The sequence below is a fragment of the Bartonella sp. AP36NXGY genome (genome assembly GCF_042195865.1).
Taxonomy (GTDB): Bacteria; Pseudomonadota; Alphaproteobacteria; order Rhizobiales; family Rhizobiaceae; genus Bartonella.
Map to the genome: position 1 here is coordinate 92,245 of NZ_JBHIPD010000001.1, position 15,938 is coordinate 108,182.

Below are 15,938 nucleotides of genomic sequence, written 5' to 3' on the forward strand. Positions count from 1 at the left end.
TATTTTTTCTCTTAATCCTTCATTGCAAATGTAAAAGATAACTGCTATTGCTAAATGATAATGCAAATTATTTGCAATAAAAAGAAGGCATATAAAGGAAAGAGAGAATCAATGAACGTAAGAACGTTTTTCACCATAGTTTTTGGAAGTGTTATTTTTTTTACACCCAATTTTGCTTTGTGTGCTGGTAAATTTAAAGCTGTTACGACATTCACTATCATTGCTGATATGGCACGCAATGTAGCAGGTGATGCCGCTGATGTTGAATCCATTACAAAACCAGGTGCGGAAATTCATGAATACCAACCCACCCCACGCGATCTTATGCGTGCTCAGGGAGCTAACCTTGTATTGTGGAATGGTTTAGAGTTAGAGCTTTGGTTTGAAAAGTTTTTTCAAAATATCAAGGATGTTCCAAGTGTTGTTGTTTCAAAAGGTATTGTACCCATTAAAATTGGTGAGGGCCCCTTTAGCGGTAAACCCAATCCTCATGCGTGGATGTCACCGACCTCTGCTTTGATTTACGTTGATAATATTCGCGATGCTTTTGTAAAATATGATCCTGAACATGCTGAAATTTATAAACAGAATGCTGAAATTTATAAACAGAAAATTCGTGCAACGATTGATCCAATTAGGGCTGAATTAGAAGCTGTACCGCAAGATAAACGTTGGCTTGTGACCAGTGAGGGGGCTTTTAGCTATTTGGCGCGTGATTTTGATCTAAAAGAACTTTATTTATGGCCCATCAATGCTGACCAACAAGGAACACCACAGCAGGTCAAGCATGTTATTGATATGGTTCGCAAATACAATATTCATGCAGTTTTTTCTGAAAGCACTATTTCCCCTGCGCCTGCTAAGCAGGTTGCCAGAGAAACAGGAGCTAAATACGGTGGTGTTCTTTATGTTGATTCTTTAAGTGAGAAAAATGGTGAGGTACCCACTTATATTGATTTATTACGTGTCACGAGTGGGCGTATTAGCAATGCTTTAGTAGAGGGAGTAAAAAACCAATGACGGAATGTGGAATTTTTGCCCAAGGAGTAACGGTAACATATCGTAATGGACATACAGCTTTACGCGAAGTGAATTTTGAAAGTCCAAAGGGTTCTATTACGGCATTGGTTGGTGTTAATGGATCCGGTAAGTCAACGTTATTTAAAGCGATTATGGGGTTTGTACGCCCCTCAAAGGGAAAAATTCGTATGTTTGATTTGCCCGTTGATGTAGCTTTGAAAAAAAATCTTATTGCTTATGTTCCTCAAAGTGAAGATGTTGATTGGAATTTTCCTGTCTTGGTTGAAGATGTTGTATTGATGGGGCGGTACGGTCATATGAATTTCTTTCGCTATGCCCGTACACAAGATTATGAAGCCGTTCGTATTGCCTTAGAACGTGTTGATATGCTGGCTTTTGCCAAGCGCCAAATTGGAGAACTTTCTGGTGGACAGAAAAAGCGTGTTTTTCTAGCACGCGCTCTTGCACAGAAAGCAAAAGCTATTTTATTAGATGAGCCGTTTACAGGGGTTGACGTTACAACAGAAGATAAAATCATTGCTTTGTTACAAGATCTTCGTAAAGAAGGAGCTGTGATCTTGGTTTCAACTCACAATTTGGGTTCTGTTCGTGAATTTTGTGATCATACGGTTTTAATAAAAGGAACAGTGTTAGCTTCTGGGTTAACAGAAAAAATCTTTACAAAGGAAAATCTGGAGAAAACTTTTGGAGGGTCTTTGCATCACCATATTTTTGATCTTCAAACCACAAAAAAAAATGATGTTTTCATGGGAAGAAAGCAGTCTAGCGTTTGTGAAGATATTGAAAGAGTGGAGCACGTTGCATGATTTCTTGGTTGCTTGAGCCACTGAGCTATCAATATATGGTGAATGCAATGTGGGTTTCTGGGTTAGTTGGGTGTGTTTGTGCCTTTCTTTCAGCTTTTTTGATGTTAAAAGGTTGGTCATTGATTGGTGATGCACTTTCCCATTCGATTGTTCCTGGTGTAGCAGGAGCTTACCTTTTAGGGTTACCTTTTTCACTCGGCGCTTTTTTTTCTGGTGGTCTTGCAGCAGCAGCAATGCTCTTTTTTAACCACCGGACAAAGCTTAAAGAAGATACCATTATTGGGCTCATTTTTTCTTCCTTTTTTGCCTTTGGGTTGTTTCTCAAATCATTAAAACCAATGGCTGTTAATATTGATACGATTGTTTTGGGAAATATTTTAGCAGTGAGTTCAACAGATATTCTACAATTGGCTTTTATCGGCTTTGTTTCGTTGCTTATATTGCTTTTGAAATGGAAAGATCTTCTTGTTTCGTTATTTGATGAAACGCATGCGCATGCCATTGGATTAAACGTAAAATTTTTAAAGATTCTCTTTTTCACATTGCTTGCCGCTTGTACCGTTGCTGCGATGCAAACCGTTGGAGCGTTCTTAGTCATTTGTCTTGTTGTGACACCTGGGGCAACGGCCTATCTTTTAAGTGATCGTTTCGTAAACATCTTGGTTATTGCAGTTGTAATTGGAACCTTCACAAGTGTCTTGGGTGTTTATGTGAGTTATTTTTTGAATGCACAAACGGGGGGGGTTGTAGTGCTTTTTCAAGCATCTTTATTTGTTTTGGCTTTTATTTTTGCTCCTAAACATGGGTTTATTGCTGCGCGCTTACGCATAAATGCGGCAAAAAAGGGTGTAATATTATCATGATTGATCAATTACTGCTTCCATTTCAGTTTTCTTTTATGCTTAAGGGTATGCTTATTGTCATGATTCTTTCTATTCCCATGGCGATGCTTTCCTGTTTTCTTATTTTGAAAGGATGGGCGCTGTTAGGCGATGCCATTTCTCATGCAGTTTTTCCAGGTGTTGTTGTTGGTTATATGACAACACCATGGGTAATCGCATTTTTAACTTCTTTGCCATTTGCTTGGTTTCAGCATATGCGTCCAGAGAATATTACAATGACTTTGATTACTTGCGGTGCTTTTGTTGCAGGAATGGTGTGTGCACTATTAACGGGTTTTTTAGGGAGCAATAGCCGTATCAAACAGGACACGGTGATGGGTGTGGTCTTTTCTTCAATGTTTGGTTTGGGGCTTGTTTTAGCCACGTCTATTTATAGTAGCTTAGATTTGAATCATATTCTATTTGGTAATCTCTTGGGTGTTAACTGGCTTGATATAACGCAGACGGCAATCATTTCTGCTGTTGTCACTTTTATTTTAGCAGCAAAATGGCGCGACTTTATGCTGTATATTTTTGACACAGTTCAAGGACGTGCAATGGGGTTACCAATATCTCTACTCCACTATACCCTGCTAACGATGATTTCTCTTACAATTGTTGCGGCTTTGAAAGCTGTAGGTATCGTACTCGTTATTTCTTTACTGATAGCACCAGGAGCAATTGCCTATCTTGTCACAAAGCGGTTTTCTTTTATGTTAATGATCGCGATACTTGTTGCAGCTTTTTCTGGTTTTTTAGGGATTTATCTCAGCTTATTTATCGGCTCTGATTCTGCTTCCACAATTGTGTTGATCTTGACGTTGATTTTTATGGCTATTTTCATGATGATTTTCTTTCGTCGAAACACAGTTCAAGAGACTTGAAAGTGTTAAAATTCATGCATATCAGCCATGCATTTTTATATATTGTTTCTCATTTTTATTTTAATTAGAGTTTGGGGTGCTAGGTTATTTTTCCTCCTAATATCTAGCAGGTGAATGCAGTAAATTTTCTCCCCCCCAACACTGCATTCTTAATTAAGAGGCTGCATTGATTTCTTCTGCAGCCTTTTTATTTTTTTGTTTTTCTAAAATCTCTCCTCTTTTCTTGAAATCATTTAAAATGATTATAATATTGTGTAAGCTATTCGGTATTTTCAAGGAACTTATAACAGCAAAGACACTTACGCATGAAGGGGTAGAGCGTAATTGTGCACTCAGACATGTAAACAGAAAAAAACAGATACAATGTTTTTGTATAGGGTTTTGCGTAGAGGAAAATAGTACGAGAAAATGAAAAAAGATTTGAAGATATCGCACCCTTTACGTATCTGCTATTATATAGCAGGGTGGGCGATGGTTATATTAGGTATTATCGGTGTCGTATTACCTATTATGCCAACTGTGCCTTTTTTATTGGTTGCCTCATGGTGTTTTACGCGTTCTTCTCCACGTTTTCATCAATGGTTGAATAATCATCGTATTTTTGGTCCCCCTATTAAGCGATGGGAAGAAAAAAAAGCAATCTCTCCATTCGTTAAAGTTTTTGCAATGATGAGTATGACAGGAGGATTTTTATCCTTTTTTGTAATGCTACACCCTCCTTTGTGGATTTCTTTACTTGTTGCGGTTATATTATTGCTGATTGCCATTTATATTGTAACACGTCCATCTTCCTAATGATAAAAAAGGCTTTATGGGATACTCTTTTTAGCTTCAACTTATTTGTAAAAACTATGAGAACTTTTAAGTTTTGAATATAAGCTCTCCATTTCCAAAATGCATATGAAATAGCAAGCTTTTTGAACGCAATTAATTAATAATATGTTTGTGAAATAATTTTTATGAACACTCAAAATGTTCTCACTTGGTAAACAATGATAAATCACATTCATGGAAGAGAGTCATTATTTTTGTAAAGCATGTTTGTATGAATCTCTACATATACATCATTAAAAAGTCATTGATATGATAGTCATTTCTTTCTAAAAGACATTTCGTTTGTTTTCATATCTCTTAATGAGGATATAATACAAAGCTTACTAAACACCATCATTTTTATACTTATACAGTTAAGAAGCCGGTCTATTATATCAATCTTTAATGTTACATCTGTTATTAACTTAAGAATAATTCATAAGAAACAACAGAGTTTTTCAAATGGTTTTATATATACACGCATTCTTATTATAATATGCGAATAAATAATTTCTCTGTCTTTGTATAAAGCTTATTCGAAATAAAAATATTATTGCATTCTCTGTTTTTAATAAAGTCATGCCCCTCACGTAAAACAAAAGGTCTCCCAAATCATGTTATTTACACATTTATTTTAATGAAACATCTCCCAACACTTTACTCATTTCATAATAGCAGACCATACATGGATAAAGTAAAATCTCATTGTAACGTGTATAAAATCTATTTGAGCACCATCATCCTTGCCTTTCAAAATGCACACCAATAGTCACCATGCTATTTGTCATCCTCCAATGTTGCCTTAGTAATTCCTAATGCTACAATTATAGCTTGTCATCTGGTTTTGTATATTTTGACACTAGATTTTGTACCAATTTATTTTTTCAAAGAGTTTAAAGATGTTCTCAAAGGGTTTTGAAAGCCTTTTCTCATTTTTACTTATGGAAACGCACTTTTTTCTGATTTTCGGTAATTTTTGCAATTTTAGGTGTCAAAATCTATTTTGATAAAACGCGCATTGAATGGTCAAAATTGTACATAAAAACAACAAATTACCACGTATTCCTACTTAATCCAACCTCTTCCCACTTAGTATAAAACCTACTGTCAAACTACAACAATAACCCTTAGAACTTGAAAACCTTCATACATGCAAGGAGATGAGTGTGCTTGATTTAACAGGGTTAAAATGAGAAAATCTCCTTGGCTAAACTTCCTTGGCCCGTTAAGTATTTTTTTAATGCGTCGTAAATATTTTTAAGTCTTATCTATCGCGCCTTATGTAAGTGAAGCGTATACGTGGTAGGCCAAGTAGAATCTGCTCAAAAACAGCCGAACTGTTTACAGACCAGCAAAGGTTAAGAATCCTCGTCCTTAGGGTAGGACAAAAATCAATCTTATAAACAATATGATGGATCAATATACTTGTTTTAAAGAACCGGAAACTATGTCTTTATAGGTCTAGCAATTCGTTTTTTATTACCAAAAAAATTGAGATAACGTTGTACTTCTTTTGAATCACCGATCGTTTTTTCAGGATTATCTGAAAGTTTTACGGCTGGTCGACCATTGGCATAGGTCACCTTACAAACAAGGGAAAGAGCATCAAGAGTTTCGATTTCCTGAGGTGCACAGCCTGTAAAATCATTGGTAAGATCCGTGCCCCATCCAAAACTCATGCGCACTTTACCATGGAAATGATGATAGGTTTTTTCAATTGTATTGACATCAAGAGCATCAGAAAAAATTAAAAGTTTTTTGCGTGGATCTTTTCCTTTTTCTTTCCACCATTGAATAATACGTTCACCACCTTCAATAGGAGGCGCACTATCGGGTCTGAAACCCGTCCAATCAGCGACCCAATCTGGTGCATTGCGTAAAAATTCTTCTGTACCAAAGGTATCAGGTAATACAATGAGAAGATTTCCACCATAATAACGATTCCAATCTTGCAAGACTTGATACGGAGCTCTGCGTAATTCATCATCATTGTTGCTGAGAGCCGCAATAACCATAGGCAATTCGTGTGCATTGGTTCCAAGAGCTTCTAAATCCGTATCCATGGCAAGAAGAACATTAGAAGTTCCAGTAAAAGAATGACCAATGCCTTCTTTTAATGCTTCCACACACCAGCGCTGCCATAAAAAAGAATGGCGACGCCTTGTCCCAAAGTCAGATATTTTAATATCAGGCAATTTTTTGAGACGTTCAACTTTACTCCACATTTTTGCTTTAGCACGCGCATAAAGTACATCAAGAGCAAAACGATCTAGTTTTTTGAGAGCAGCACGTGAACGTAATTCACTAATAATAGCAAGGGCAGGAATTTCCCACATGGAACTATGGGCCCAGGGTCCATGAAAATGAAGGATATATTGGCCATCTTTGCGGGTGAGTTCATATTCTGGAAGTTGAAAATTCTCAAGCCACTGAAGAAAATCCGGTTCAAAAATTTGTTTGCGTCCATAAAATGTATTACCAGCAAGCCAAATCATTTCTTTTTTTGTAAAGCGCAAACTAAGAGCATGATCAAGTTGGGCACGCAATTCACTCTCATCAATATCGTCGGCAAGACGTATTGTTTTAGAGCGATTTATGAGGGAAAAAGTAACATTAACATTAGGATATAACCCCCAAATCATCTGCACCATTAGAAGCTTATAAAAATCCGTATCAAGAAGTGACCGAATAATGGGATCAAGTTTCCAAGTGTGATTGTAAACACGTCTAGCAATATCCGGATGATTCATAACCTTTTTCTTTCATTTTCATAAAATCTAAAATATTATGCACCAACACGGCTAATATAGGCGGTGCAATATAACAACTCTACAGTTTTGGACAAGAATAAAAAGTCTGCTCTCTTTTTTCATCTTTAATCTTTAAGATTTGACAATACGTATAATTTCATGCTGACCTGTTTTTTGTAACTTTATCCCTATATGAACTTCGGTATATTCTTTGCTATTAATATAGAGCATATTTTTAGGTCCCCATTTTACTTTAATGCAATAAACGGCATCATAAAACTTCATTGTTGCTTCATATTTTGGCCAAATAGAGGGTAAATGTGGCTGCAAAAACAATAGGTCTCCCTGACGCTGTATTCCAAGAATAGCTTGTGTTGCGGCGCGATAAAACCAACCGGCTGAACCTGTATACCAAGTCCAACCGCCTTGACCACATCGTGGTTCAACAGCATAAATATCTGCGACCATTACATAAGGTTCAACACGATAAATTTCAGGATCTTGTCCATGGGTAATTGGGTTTATCATAGAAAATAAAGCATAAGCTTTATCGTTTTGTTCCATTTCAGCCAACGCAAAAATACTCCAAATGGCACCATGCGTGTATTGACCACCATTTTCTCGAATTCCTGGAGGATAACCTTTTATATAACCAGGCTCGAGCGTACTTTTATCAAAAGGCGGCCAAAAAAGGCGAATGAGTCCGCCTTTTTTATCATAGAGATGTTCCAACATTGATGTCATTGCTTGTTTTTGACGTTCAGGCGATGCCATTTGAGAAATGATAGCCCAAGATTGAGCAATGGTATCAATTTGACATTCATCATTGATTTTAGAGCCAAGAGGTGTTCCATCATCAAAATAACCACGTCGATACCAAGCACCATCCCAACCATTTTTCTCTAGGCATTTTGTTAAATGTTCAAGGTACGTACTCCATATTTGCATATGGCTATTGTCAGCACGTTTTTTGGCTAAAGAGATAAATGCTTGTAATGTGTACCCAAGAAACCATCCTAACCAAATGCTTTCGCCTTTTCCTTCCACACCGACCAAATTCATGCCATCATTCCAATCCCCACCTAAAATAAGAGGGAGACCATGTGGTCCGCAGCGTTTAATGGCAAGGTCTAAAGCTAAAACACAATGTTCATAAACTGTTGCAACCTTTGGGGATTGGGTGGGTTGAAAATAAGCATCCTGTTGCCCACTTTTGAGAACATCACCTTCAATAAAAGGAATGAGCGTATCAAGAAAAGCGTCATCACCAGTGGTAGTGACATAAAGAGCTGTTGCATATGCAAGCCAAACGATATCATCAGAAATGTATGTACGAACACCAGCATTTGTGTCAGGCAACCACCAATGTTGCACATCACCTTCAAGAAATTGGTGCGCTGCTGCATTTAACAATTGTTCACGTGCTAATTGTGGTTCCAGCAATAACAAAGACAAGCTATCTTGTAACTGGTCACGAAAACCAAATGCACCACTCGCTTGGTAAAAGCCTGCGCGTGCCATGATGCGGCATGCGTAGATTTGATAAGGAAGCCAATGGTTGACCATAAGATTAAAAGAAGCATCAGGTGTTTTGACTTGGAAAGGAGAAACAAAATCACTCCATTGCTGTTTTTGTTTTGTGAGCTGAATTTCAAAATCACTTGCACGTACTTGATTGAGTAATTTTTCAGCTTCTTGCCTATTTTCAGCACTGCCAAGATAGAAGATGATTTCTTTTGTTTGCCCTGGTTGAAGATCAATATCATAGGCGAATGCTGAACAAGGATCACATCCTGCTTCAATGGTATTCGAAAGAGCAGCGGCTTTACGGATCGCATTTGGACGTGTTACGGTTCCCGTTGCACCAATAAATTCAGCGCGATTGGTCGTAGTGCTGGTTGGCATTTCGGACGCTGATAAAAATGTAACTTGTTGAGATTTCTCGATGTGATAGGGATTTTGAATAAAATGTGCACCCCATCTGGTCTCATAAGAGGAAACAATAAAGGGGGCATATTTTGTACGGACATTTCCCAAAACCCATTCAACATAATTATAAAGGCGTAAACTGCGTGGTTTTTTCCCTTCATTCGTAAGGATAAGACGTGAAAAGCGAATAGGTTTTTCGGGATCAAGTGTATGAGTCAATTCTAATGCGATTTCTGAATGTGTTGATTTAAAAGTTGAGAATCCAAACCCATGACACGCCTCATAGACAATATTTTCGTCACATTCAACAGTAGAAACGGGTGAGAAACGTTTTAAAGACTGGCGATCAACCAGATAAAGAGCTTCTCCTGGTCGGTTAGACGTTGGATCATTCGCCCAAGGAGTTAGTTGATAATCGCGGCTATTGTTAGCCCAAGTAAAAATTGCACCTTCAGCAGAGACATGAAAACCAAATCTGTGATTAGCAATGACATTAATCCACGGATGCGGTGTAGTGGTACGTCCATGAAGACGTATTACATAATGATTGTGCTGATTAAAACCACCGTAACCATTCCAATATCTTAGATCTTCTCCATTTGGGAGAAAAGAGGATGGTTTTTGTTGGCTAATAAGACCAATGGAAGAAAAAAGATTTTGTTCAGTTTGTGTTGTAAATTGCTGTCCTTCGTTATATCTTGGCAAGTCTAATTGATCATAAGGTTCTTGATAATTTTTACGAACTGTGAGATTAAAATCATTCTCATCAAGTCGTTTAAGTTGTTCAGATAAAGAGCCATTTTGGGCATCAAGAACGATACGCGCTGATGCAATAAGCGTTTTAAAACTCTGTTCACTCATTTGATCGCGTCGAAGCATGAAAATATGTTGGCGTTCATCTGCTTTTTGCGTGTGGTGATAATAAGATTCACAGACCCACTCAAGAGCGCGTTGTGTACTTTGTATATAAGAAAATGTTTGTTCATTAAGAATGACCAAATCAACAATGAGTCCACGCATACGCCAATATTCATGTGCTTTAAGGAGCTCGCGCAGTACAGTTATATTTCCCTCGTTATTTAATCTAAGAAGACAGAGTGGATTGTCTCCTGAGATAGACATGGGCCAAAGATTAGACTGTTTTCCTAGCGTTTTTGCTAATATTTCAGAAGGAAGACGCCACGTTCTTTCTGGATAAATAAGTGGTGTTGCATATTTTTGATAGACAATAGCTTCTTTAAGCTGGGTTCCGCTCTGATGCAGTGCGACTTGTGAGCGCGTCCATGCCATTGAAAGTTCTTTTTGAAACATATCAGGTTGTCGATAATGTTTAATATGATTATGCAACGCTTCTTTTGTATGAGCAGCGAAAGTCCAAAAAATAAGTTCTGCTTTGCCATGGGCTGGAATTTGTACACAGCAGCGCAATGACATAATAGGATCTAGAACACAACCTTGACTGTTACTAAAACGAGTATTTTGGTCAAATGCAGCGGGACGATGAATAGATCGCCCCCGACCAATAAACAGAGAGCGATCTGTTTCAGCTTCTGTCTCTTGGAGAGTATCTGTTGTACTAGAAACAAAATGAGCAATATGAATATCAGGGTCGCTAGGTGAGCGTTTACGCCTTTTGGCAAAAATTGTTTTGCCTTCCTCAGCAATTTCTGTCTCTATAAACATACGAGAAAAAACAGGATGAACTTGGTCTGTATCCATCGTGGCAAGTGCTAATTCACCATAAGAAGTCACTTCAATGAGTCGGTCTTTATTTGTCGTATTCATCAGTTGAATACGTCTCCCTTCGCCACATCCTTCAGATGTAATAAGACATTCAAGTGTTGATTTAATACCATCAACCATTTTTGTATATTCAGCCTTTTCATCTGTAAAAATGCTGACAGCGTCTTCTTCAATAACACGTGTTGGCTCACCAGTAACAGACCACCACCGTCCACTATGCGTATCACGTAAGAAGAATAAAGTACCTTGTTGATCTTCTGTTGCATCAGGAATAAAGCGCGTAATCGCATAATCGTGCCAACGACTGTAACCAGAACCGTTCGCTGTTAACATGGTAGAATAAAAGCCATTAGACAAAAGTAAAGTTGCTCGTGGTTTGAGTAACGGGTTTGTAATAATGCGCAAAGGGGCTGCGTCAAATGCTTGAGACTTATTGCGCATACGATTAACAGCTTTGGTATGAATAATAGGAATGAGATGAGGCGCTCTTTCCTGTAAGAGCAATTGTGTTGCTTCAATAACGGGATCACGGTGAAAACGATCACGCATTCGCCCTTGAAAAATAACATTGTTAAGAGCAAGAATAGACATGCCATGATGATGCGCATAATAATTGCGTACAATGGCGTATTTTTCCCCTGTTTTCACGCGTGTTGGAGTAAAATCAACAGAGTCATAATAACCATATGTTCCTAAAGCTCCAAGATCACGGAGTCGTTTTAAATTAGCGACAGCGCAAGCAGGAACATATTGTGCCGCTAGAAGGCTGGCATAGGGAGCAATGACAGCATTGCGTGAAAGACCACGTTGGAGTCCGAGGTTTGGAACACCAAAATGAGCGTATTGGTAATTCATTAAATGATCGCGAGCATTAAATGCGGCTTCTGAAATACCCCATGGCAATTCCCGTTTATGGGCATATTGTATTTGACAACGAATAATCAATCGATTTGTTTGATCTAGGAGAGATCCTAAAGGTTCATGCATTACGAGAGATGGCATAAGATATTCAAACATTGATCCAGACCATGATAGGAGTGCACCTTTCCCACCTATGGGTACGAGAAGTCGACCAAGACGAAACCAATGTTTAAGTTTTATATCTCCTTTTGCGATGGCAAAAAAGCTTGCAAGACGTGCTTCTGAAGCAAGTAGGTCATAACAATTTTCATCGAGTTTGTTTTCTTGAACACGATATCCTATGGATAAGAGATGCCGTTTAGGCTGTTCTAAAAAGTCAAATTTCATATCAAAGGCTATTTGCCGTGCCATTATAGCCAGCCTGTTTAGTTTTTTACTTAATTTTTCAGTATCACAATGAGCAGTCGCATCATTATGATGAGCGTTACAGGTGTCGATAAGGCATTTAGCCCAAGAAAGCGCACCAGCAGATTCTATCGTTTGAATTTTGTGGTCAAGTTCACCGACTAAGTGCACAATATCGTGGGCTGCAAGTGAAAGATCTATGATGTGAGAAGGGACCGTATTTTCTTGTTCTAAAAAAGTGAAGACAGAGTCATGAAAACGAGTGATGTTTTCTTCGATTTTTTGGCGTAAAGAGCGTAAACTGGGTTGATGATCTGGAATTTCTCTGACAGTTTCTTCAAGAATAGCAAGAACATCCGATAAGCCTTCTCGATCACTTTGGAAAAAAAGAGGCGGTTTTTCAGCCCATTCACTTAAAGCAGAAGAGAGTGTTACCAAATGACCGGCAAGATTTCCTGAATCAACGGTTGATACATAAGTAGGTAAAAGAGGCCTGAGTGTATCCGTTTCATACCAATTATAGAGATGACCACGAAACTTTTCCATTTTTGTAAGAGAGCGTAATGTACATTCAATACGGGTGATGGTCTCTTCAAAACCAATCCAGCCAAAATCACGTGCTGCAATAATAGAAAGGAGATAAACCCCAATATTCGTAGGCGATGTACGTTGAGCAACAAGAGGTTCAGGATCTTCTTGAAAATTATCGGGAGGCAAATAGTTGTTTTGTGCATTGACAAAGGTTGCATAATAAAGCCATGTCCGACGTGCAATAGAACGGAGTTTTTTTTCATCTTTTGAAGAAAGATCAAGGCTATCTTGAAAGGTTGAAGGTTGACTCACAATCCAAGCAATGAAGGGTGAAAAAAACCATGCTATCCCAAAAGGCAAAGCAACCAAGCTTGCAAAACTATCAGAAAAAAGAGGGAGTGCTATAGTAAGAATACCAATAAGCGATGCTGGTGCCATTGTAAAAACATAGAAACGCAAACTATTGGGTATTGATTTTGTTGCGGCAGAAGTTTTCCATTCAAGAAGATGCTGTTTTGAAATCGTCATACGATAGAGTGTACGAATAATCGCATCGGTCATAAAATACGCCGAATGAGCAAGAAACGTCGTTTTAAGAAATATATCAGCGCTTGTAAGAGCAATTTTGTTCCAAATTAATTGAAAATGTCCACGCAAAGAATGATCTATATTGGATGAGACAAGCGTTTTTAATACACATAGAATGGGTGAAATGAAGGAGCTAAACAACAAGAATAGTTGCCAGACGATTGCACTCTTTAAAGACAAAAAAGCCCATCCTGCAAATGCTGCGATTAACCACATAAGTGGCGTGAGAGAACGACGTAAATTATCCTGCATTTTCCAACGCGTCACGGAACTTATTTGACGGTGGGGAAAAAGATAAGGCAAAAGCTGCCAATCACCGCGGACCCAACGATGATAACGCATAACATCAATATTGTAAGCGGTTGGATAGTCTTCAATGACTTCTATGCTACTTACCAGAGCAGTACGAGCATAACCTCCCTCTAAGAGATCATGGCTAAGAATAGTATTTTCTTTAATTTTGCCATCAAGCGCTTGTTCAAATGCATCAATATTATAAAGACCTTTACCGATAAAGGTGCCTTCTCCTAAAAGATCTTGATAAGTATCAGAAACAGCAAAAACATAAGGATCAATGCCACGGTTTATAGAAAAAACCCGTTGGAGAATTGATGTTTTTTTTCCTGTTGTAAGAGAAGGAATAATGCGTGGTTGTAAAATGCTATAGCCCTTTACAACCTTTCCACTTTGTGGATCAAAAACGGGATAATTGAGTGGATGGTTAAGCTTTCCAACAAGTTTCGCGACGCTCTCTGGAGTAAGACGTGTATCACAATCCAGCGTCATAACAAAACGGCAATCCATGGGAAGATGTGGATTGGGAGGATAAAAGCTTGTATTTTTATCGCCTCTTAAGAGCCGATTAAGTTCATGAAGTTTTCCTCGCTTTCGTTCCCATCCCATCCAACATTTTTCGCTTGTATTATAAAGGCGTCGGCGATGTAAAAGGAAGAAAAGCGGAAGTTCATCACGATGATAACGACTATTGAGTTTATCAATACTCTTTTGCGCATAGTGCAATAAATCAAGATCATCTTGCGTTTCTCTCAATGGAGCATCCACCCAATCTGTAATGAGTGCAAAATGAATGGCACCTTTAGGATTGGAAAGATAGTGCACTTCAAGATTGCGCACTTGTTCATCAATGTCAGCGCGTGATGTCATCAAAGTAGGTACAACAACCATTGTCCGTGCATGTTTTGGAATACCTTCTTTATATTCATAACCAATGAGTTGTTTTGATGGGACAAACCACGAAACAACAGTGTTAAATAAAGCAAAAGCAGCATCGATAGCAGGAAAAAGCGCCAATCCAGTAAAGCAAAAAGACATCCATTGTGTCATGCCAGATAGCTGTAAAAGGGCGTAAATTACCAGCAAAAGAGCAAGCGTCAGAAGAGAGACAGGAACGGCGATGACTCTCAATTTTGAGCAACAGGAAGCGCGTGTCCATTTTATGAGAAAGGGCGGAATATACCCACAAGCCTTTTCAAATATGCCACGACCATCATCAACAAGGTACCACCCCACACAAGAATGATGAGGCATATCTTTAGAAGTGGAATTTGCCATTTCTACAACTTTATGTGCAACTTCCAGTTCACTAAGAGGCGAAAAGCGAGAAACTTTTTCAATGACTTGTCGATAAATATTGCGTGAGTGAGCATCAATTTCAGAAAAATCACTATTTTTACGCAAAATAGAATCGACACAACTCACTGTTTCAAACCATGCTGTCCAATCAACATCATCTATAGCTTTAAGAGAACAGATAATATTTCCCATGGTCACACCATCTGCTGCTTGTCGGGTATGTTCATCAGCTGTTGCAATCTCTAAGCTACTGCCTTGGCTTTTCAATTGCTTTTCAAGCCAAGTTAATGCTACGGTTGAATCGACAGATGCACTGCGCAGGCGATAGAATAAATGTGCTGAAAAAGTTGGATCAACAGTAAATGGTTTATACTGCGTAAAAAGAGAGTGTAGATTTGTTTTATTTTCTACAAGAGAAATTTTATCAGCTACTTGACTAGCAAGATGGCGCATATGTCGCGCTTTTTCGATACGTACTGAAAGACGACGGACATTTTCAATGAGCAGCATTTGCATAACTGAAGGAAGAGCCCACAATTCACCAATTGTGAGCGCACAAACTTCTTGAAATCCGTTGGTCATAGCCATGAGTGTTTCTTGTGAAAAGCTGCTATCGGTATGCGCAATATAAAGCCAAGTTAAAGCAAAAATTCGTGGTATTCCGGCTTTGTGTGTAGAAAGAGGAAGTTGCTTTATGAAGGACTTGGGTAGATTACGACGTAGCTTTTGTATGGTTTTATCAATGGTGTAATGATTATCAATGAGCCATTGAGCAGATGGTGCGATGGTTTCATCATTTCGAGCAGCAAAATCACTGGTATGAAAGGCATGAAGAATAAGTTTAGCATTTTCATTCAATCTCTTGCGAAAATCTCCTACTCCTTCATATTCAGGGAGTAAAATTTCTTTACCAGAAGCTATATCATGCCCTAAGTTATAAAGATCTTCCTGTACCTTATAAATTGCACGAAGAGGAAAATCCGTATTAATAAAATGATCTTTTTTCTCTTTTTGAGAAAAAAAGCACTTTATGAAAGGTATTATGCACGTCATAGTGTCCCATTGTTATTCAATTACATTGTTTTTTATTTAAATTTTAAGCATTTTATCTGA

At 38.2% G+C, this 15,938-nt stretch carries 7 protein-coding genes; 5 read left to right on the plus strand and 2 right to left on the minus strand.

The annotated features are described in order from the left end of the window. Positions 1-111 precede the first annotated feature (111 nt). The 5 genes from ACFINX_RS00345 (at position 112) to ACFINX_RS00365 (ending at position 4,407) form a co-directional block, all read left to right on the plus strand. Complete coding sequence (locus ACFINX_RS00345; protein ID WP_375611408.1) at positions 112-1,020, plus strand: metal ABC transporter substrate-binding protein; 909 nt, start codon at positions 112-114, stop codon at positions 1,018-1,020. Continuing rightward, the gene (locus ACFINX_RS00350; RefSeq protein WP_375611407.1) at positions 1,017-1,847 is read left to right on the plus strand and encodes a manganese/iron ABC transporter ATP-binding protein; all 831 of its coding nucleotides are present in this window, start codon (positions 1,017-1,019) and stop codon (positions 1,845-1,847) included. Before ACFINX_RS00345 ends, ACFINX_RS00350 begins: the two co-directional genes overlap by 4 nt. Next, entirely contained in the window at positions 1,844-2,710 is an 867-nt protein-coding gene (locus ACFINX_RS00355; RefSeq protein ID WP_375611406.1) for a metal ABC transporter permease, read from the plus strand. The genes ACFINX_RS00350 and ACFINX_RS00355 overlap by 4 nt, the downstream gene beginning before the upstream one ends. Then, entirely contained in the window at positions 2,707-3,612 is a 906-nt protein-coding gene (locus ACFINX_RS00360; protein WP_273790250.1) for a metal ABC transporter permease, read from the plus strand. Before ACFINX_RS00355 ends, ACFINX_RS00360 begins: the two co-directional genes overlap by 4 nt. Positions 3,613-4,020: 408 nt before the next feature. Further along, on the plus strand, positions 4,021-4,407 hold the full coding sequence (locus ACFINX_RS00365; RefSeq protein WP_375611405.1) for a YbaN family protein: 387 nt from the start codon (positions 4,021-4,023) through the stop codon (positions 4,405-4,407). 1,463 nt (positions 4,408-5,870) lie between these two features. On the opposite strand, the gene pncB is transcribed toward ACFINX_RS00365, so the two are convergent. Both pncB and ACFINX_RS00375 read right to left on the minus strand, forming a co-directional pair. Beyond that, on the minus strand, positions 5,871-7,175 hold the full coding sequence (pncB, locus tag ACFINX_RS00370) for a nicotinate phosphoribosyltransferase (protein WP_375611404.1): 1,305 nt from the start codon (positions 7,173-7,175) through the stop codon (positions 5,871-5,873). Positions 7,176-7,307: 132 nt separating this feature from the next. Further along, entirely contained in the window at positions 7,308-15,878 is an 8,571-nt protein-coding gene (locus tag ACFINX_RS00375; protein WP_375668150.1) for a GH36-type glycosyl hydrolase domain-containing protein, read from the minus strand. Positions 15,879-15,938 lie beyond the last annotated feature (60 nt).

Coding starts and splice junctions, on each gene's coding strand:
- ACFINX_RS00345 (WP_375611408.1), top strand. CDS start 112: ATGAACGTAAGAACGTTTTTCACCATAGTTTTTGGAAGTGTTATTTTT.
- ACFINX_RS00350 (WP_375611407.1), top strand. CDS start 1,017: ATGACGGAATGTGGAATTTTTGCCCAAGGAGTAACGGTAACATATCGT.
- ACFINX_RS00355 (WP_375611406.1), top strand. CDS start 1,844: ATGATTTCTTGGTTGCTTGAGCCACTGAGCTATCAATATATGGTGAAT.
- ACFINX_RS00360 (WP_273790250.1), top strand. CDS start 2,707: ATGATTGATCAATTACTGCTTCCATTTCAGTTTTCTTTTATGCTTAAG.
- ACFINX_RS00365 (WP_375611405.1), top strand. CDS start 4,021: ATGAAAAAAGATTTGAAGATATCGCACCCTTTACGTATCTGCTATTAT.
- pncB (WP_375611404.1), bottom strand. CDS start 7,175: ATGAATCATCCGGATATTGCTAGACGTGTTTACAATCACACTTGGAAA.
- ACFINX_RS00375 (WP_375668150.1), bottom strand. CDS start 15,878: ATGACGTGCATAATACCTTTCATAAAGTGCTTTTTTTCTCAAAAAGAG.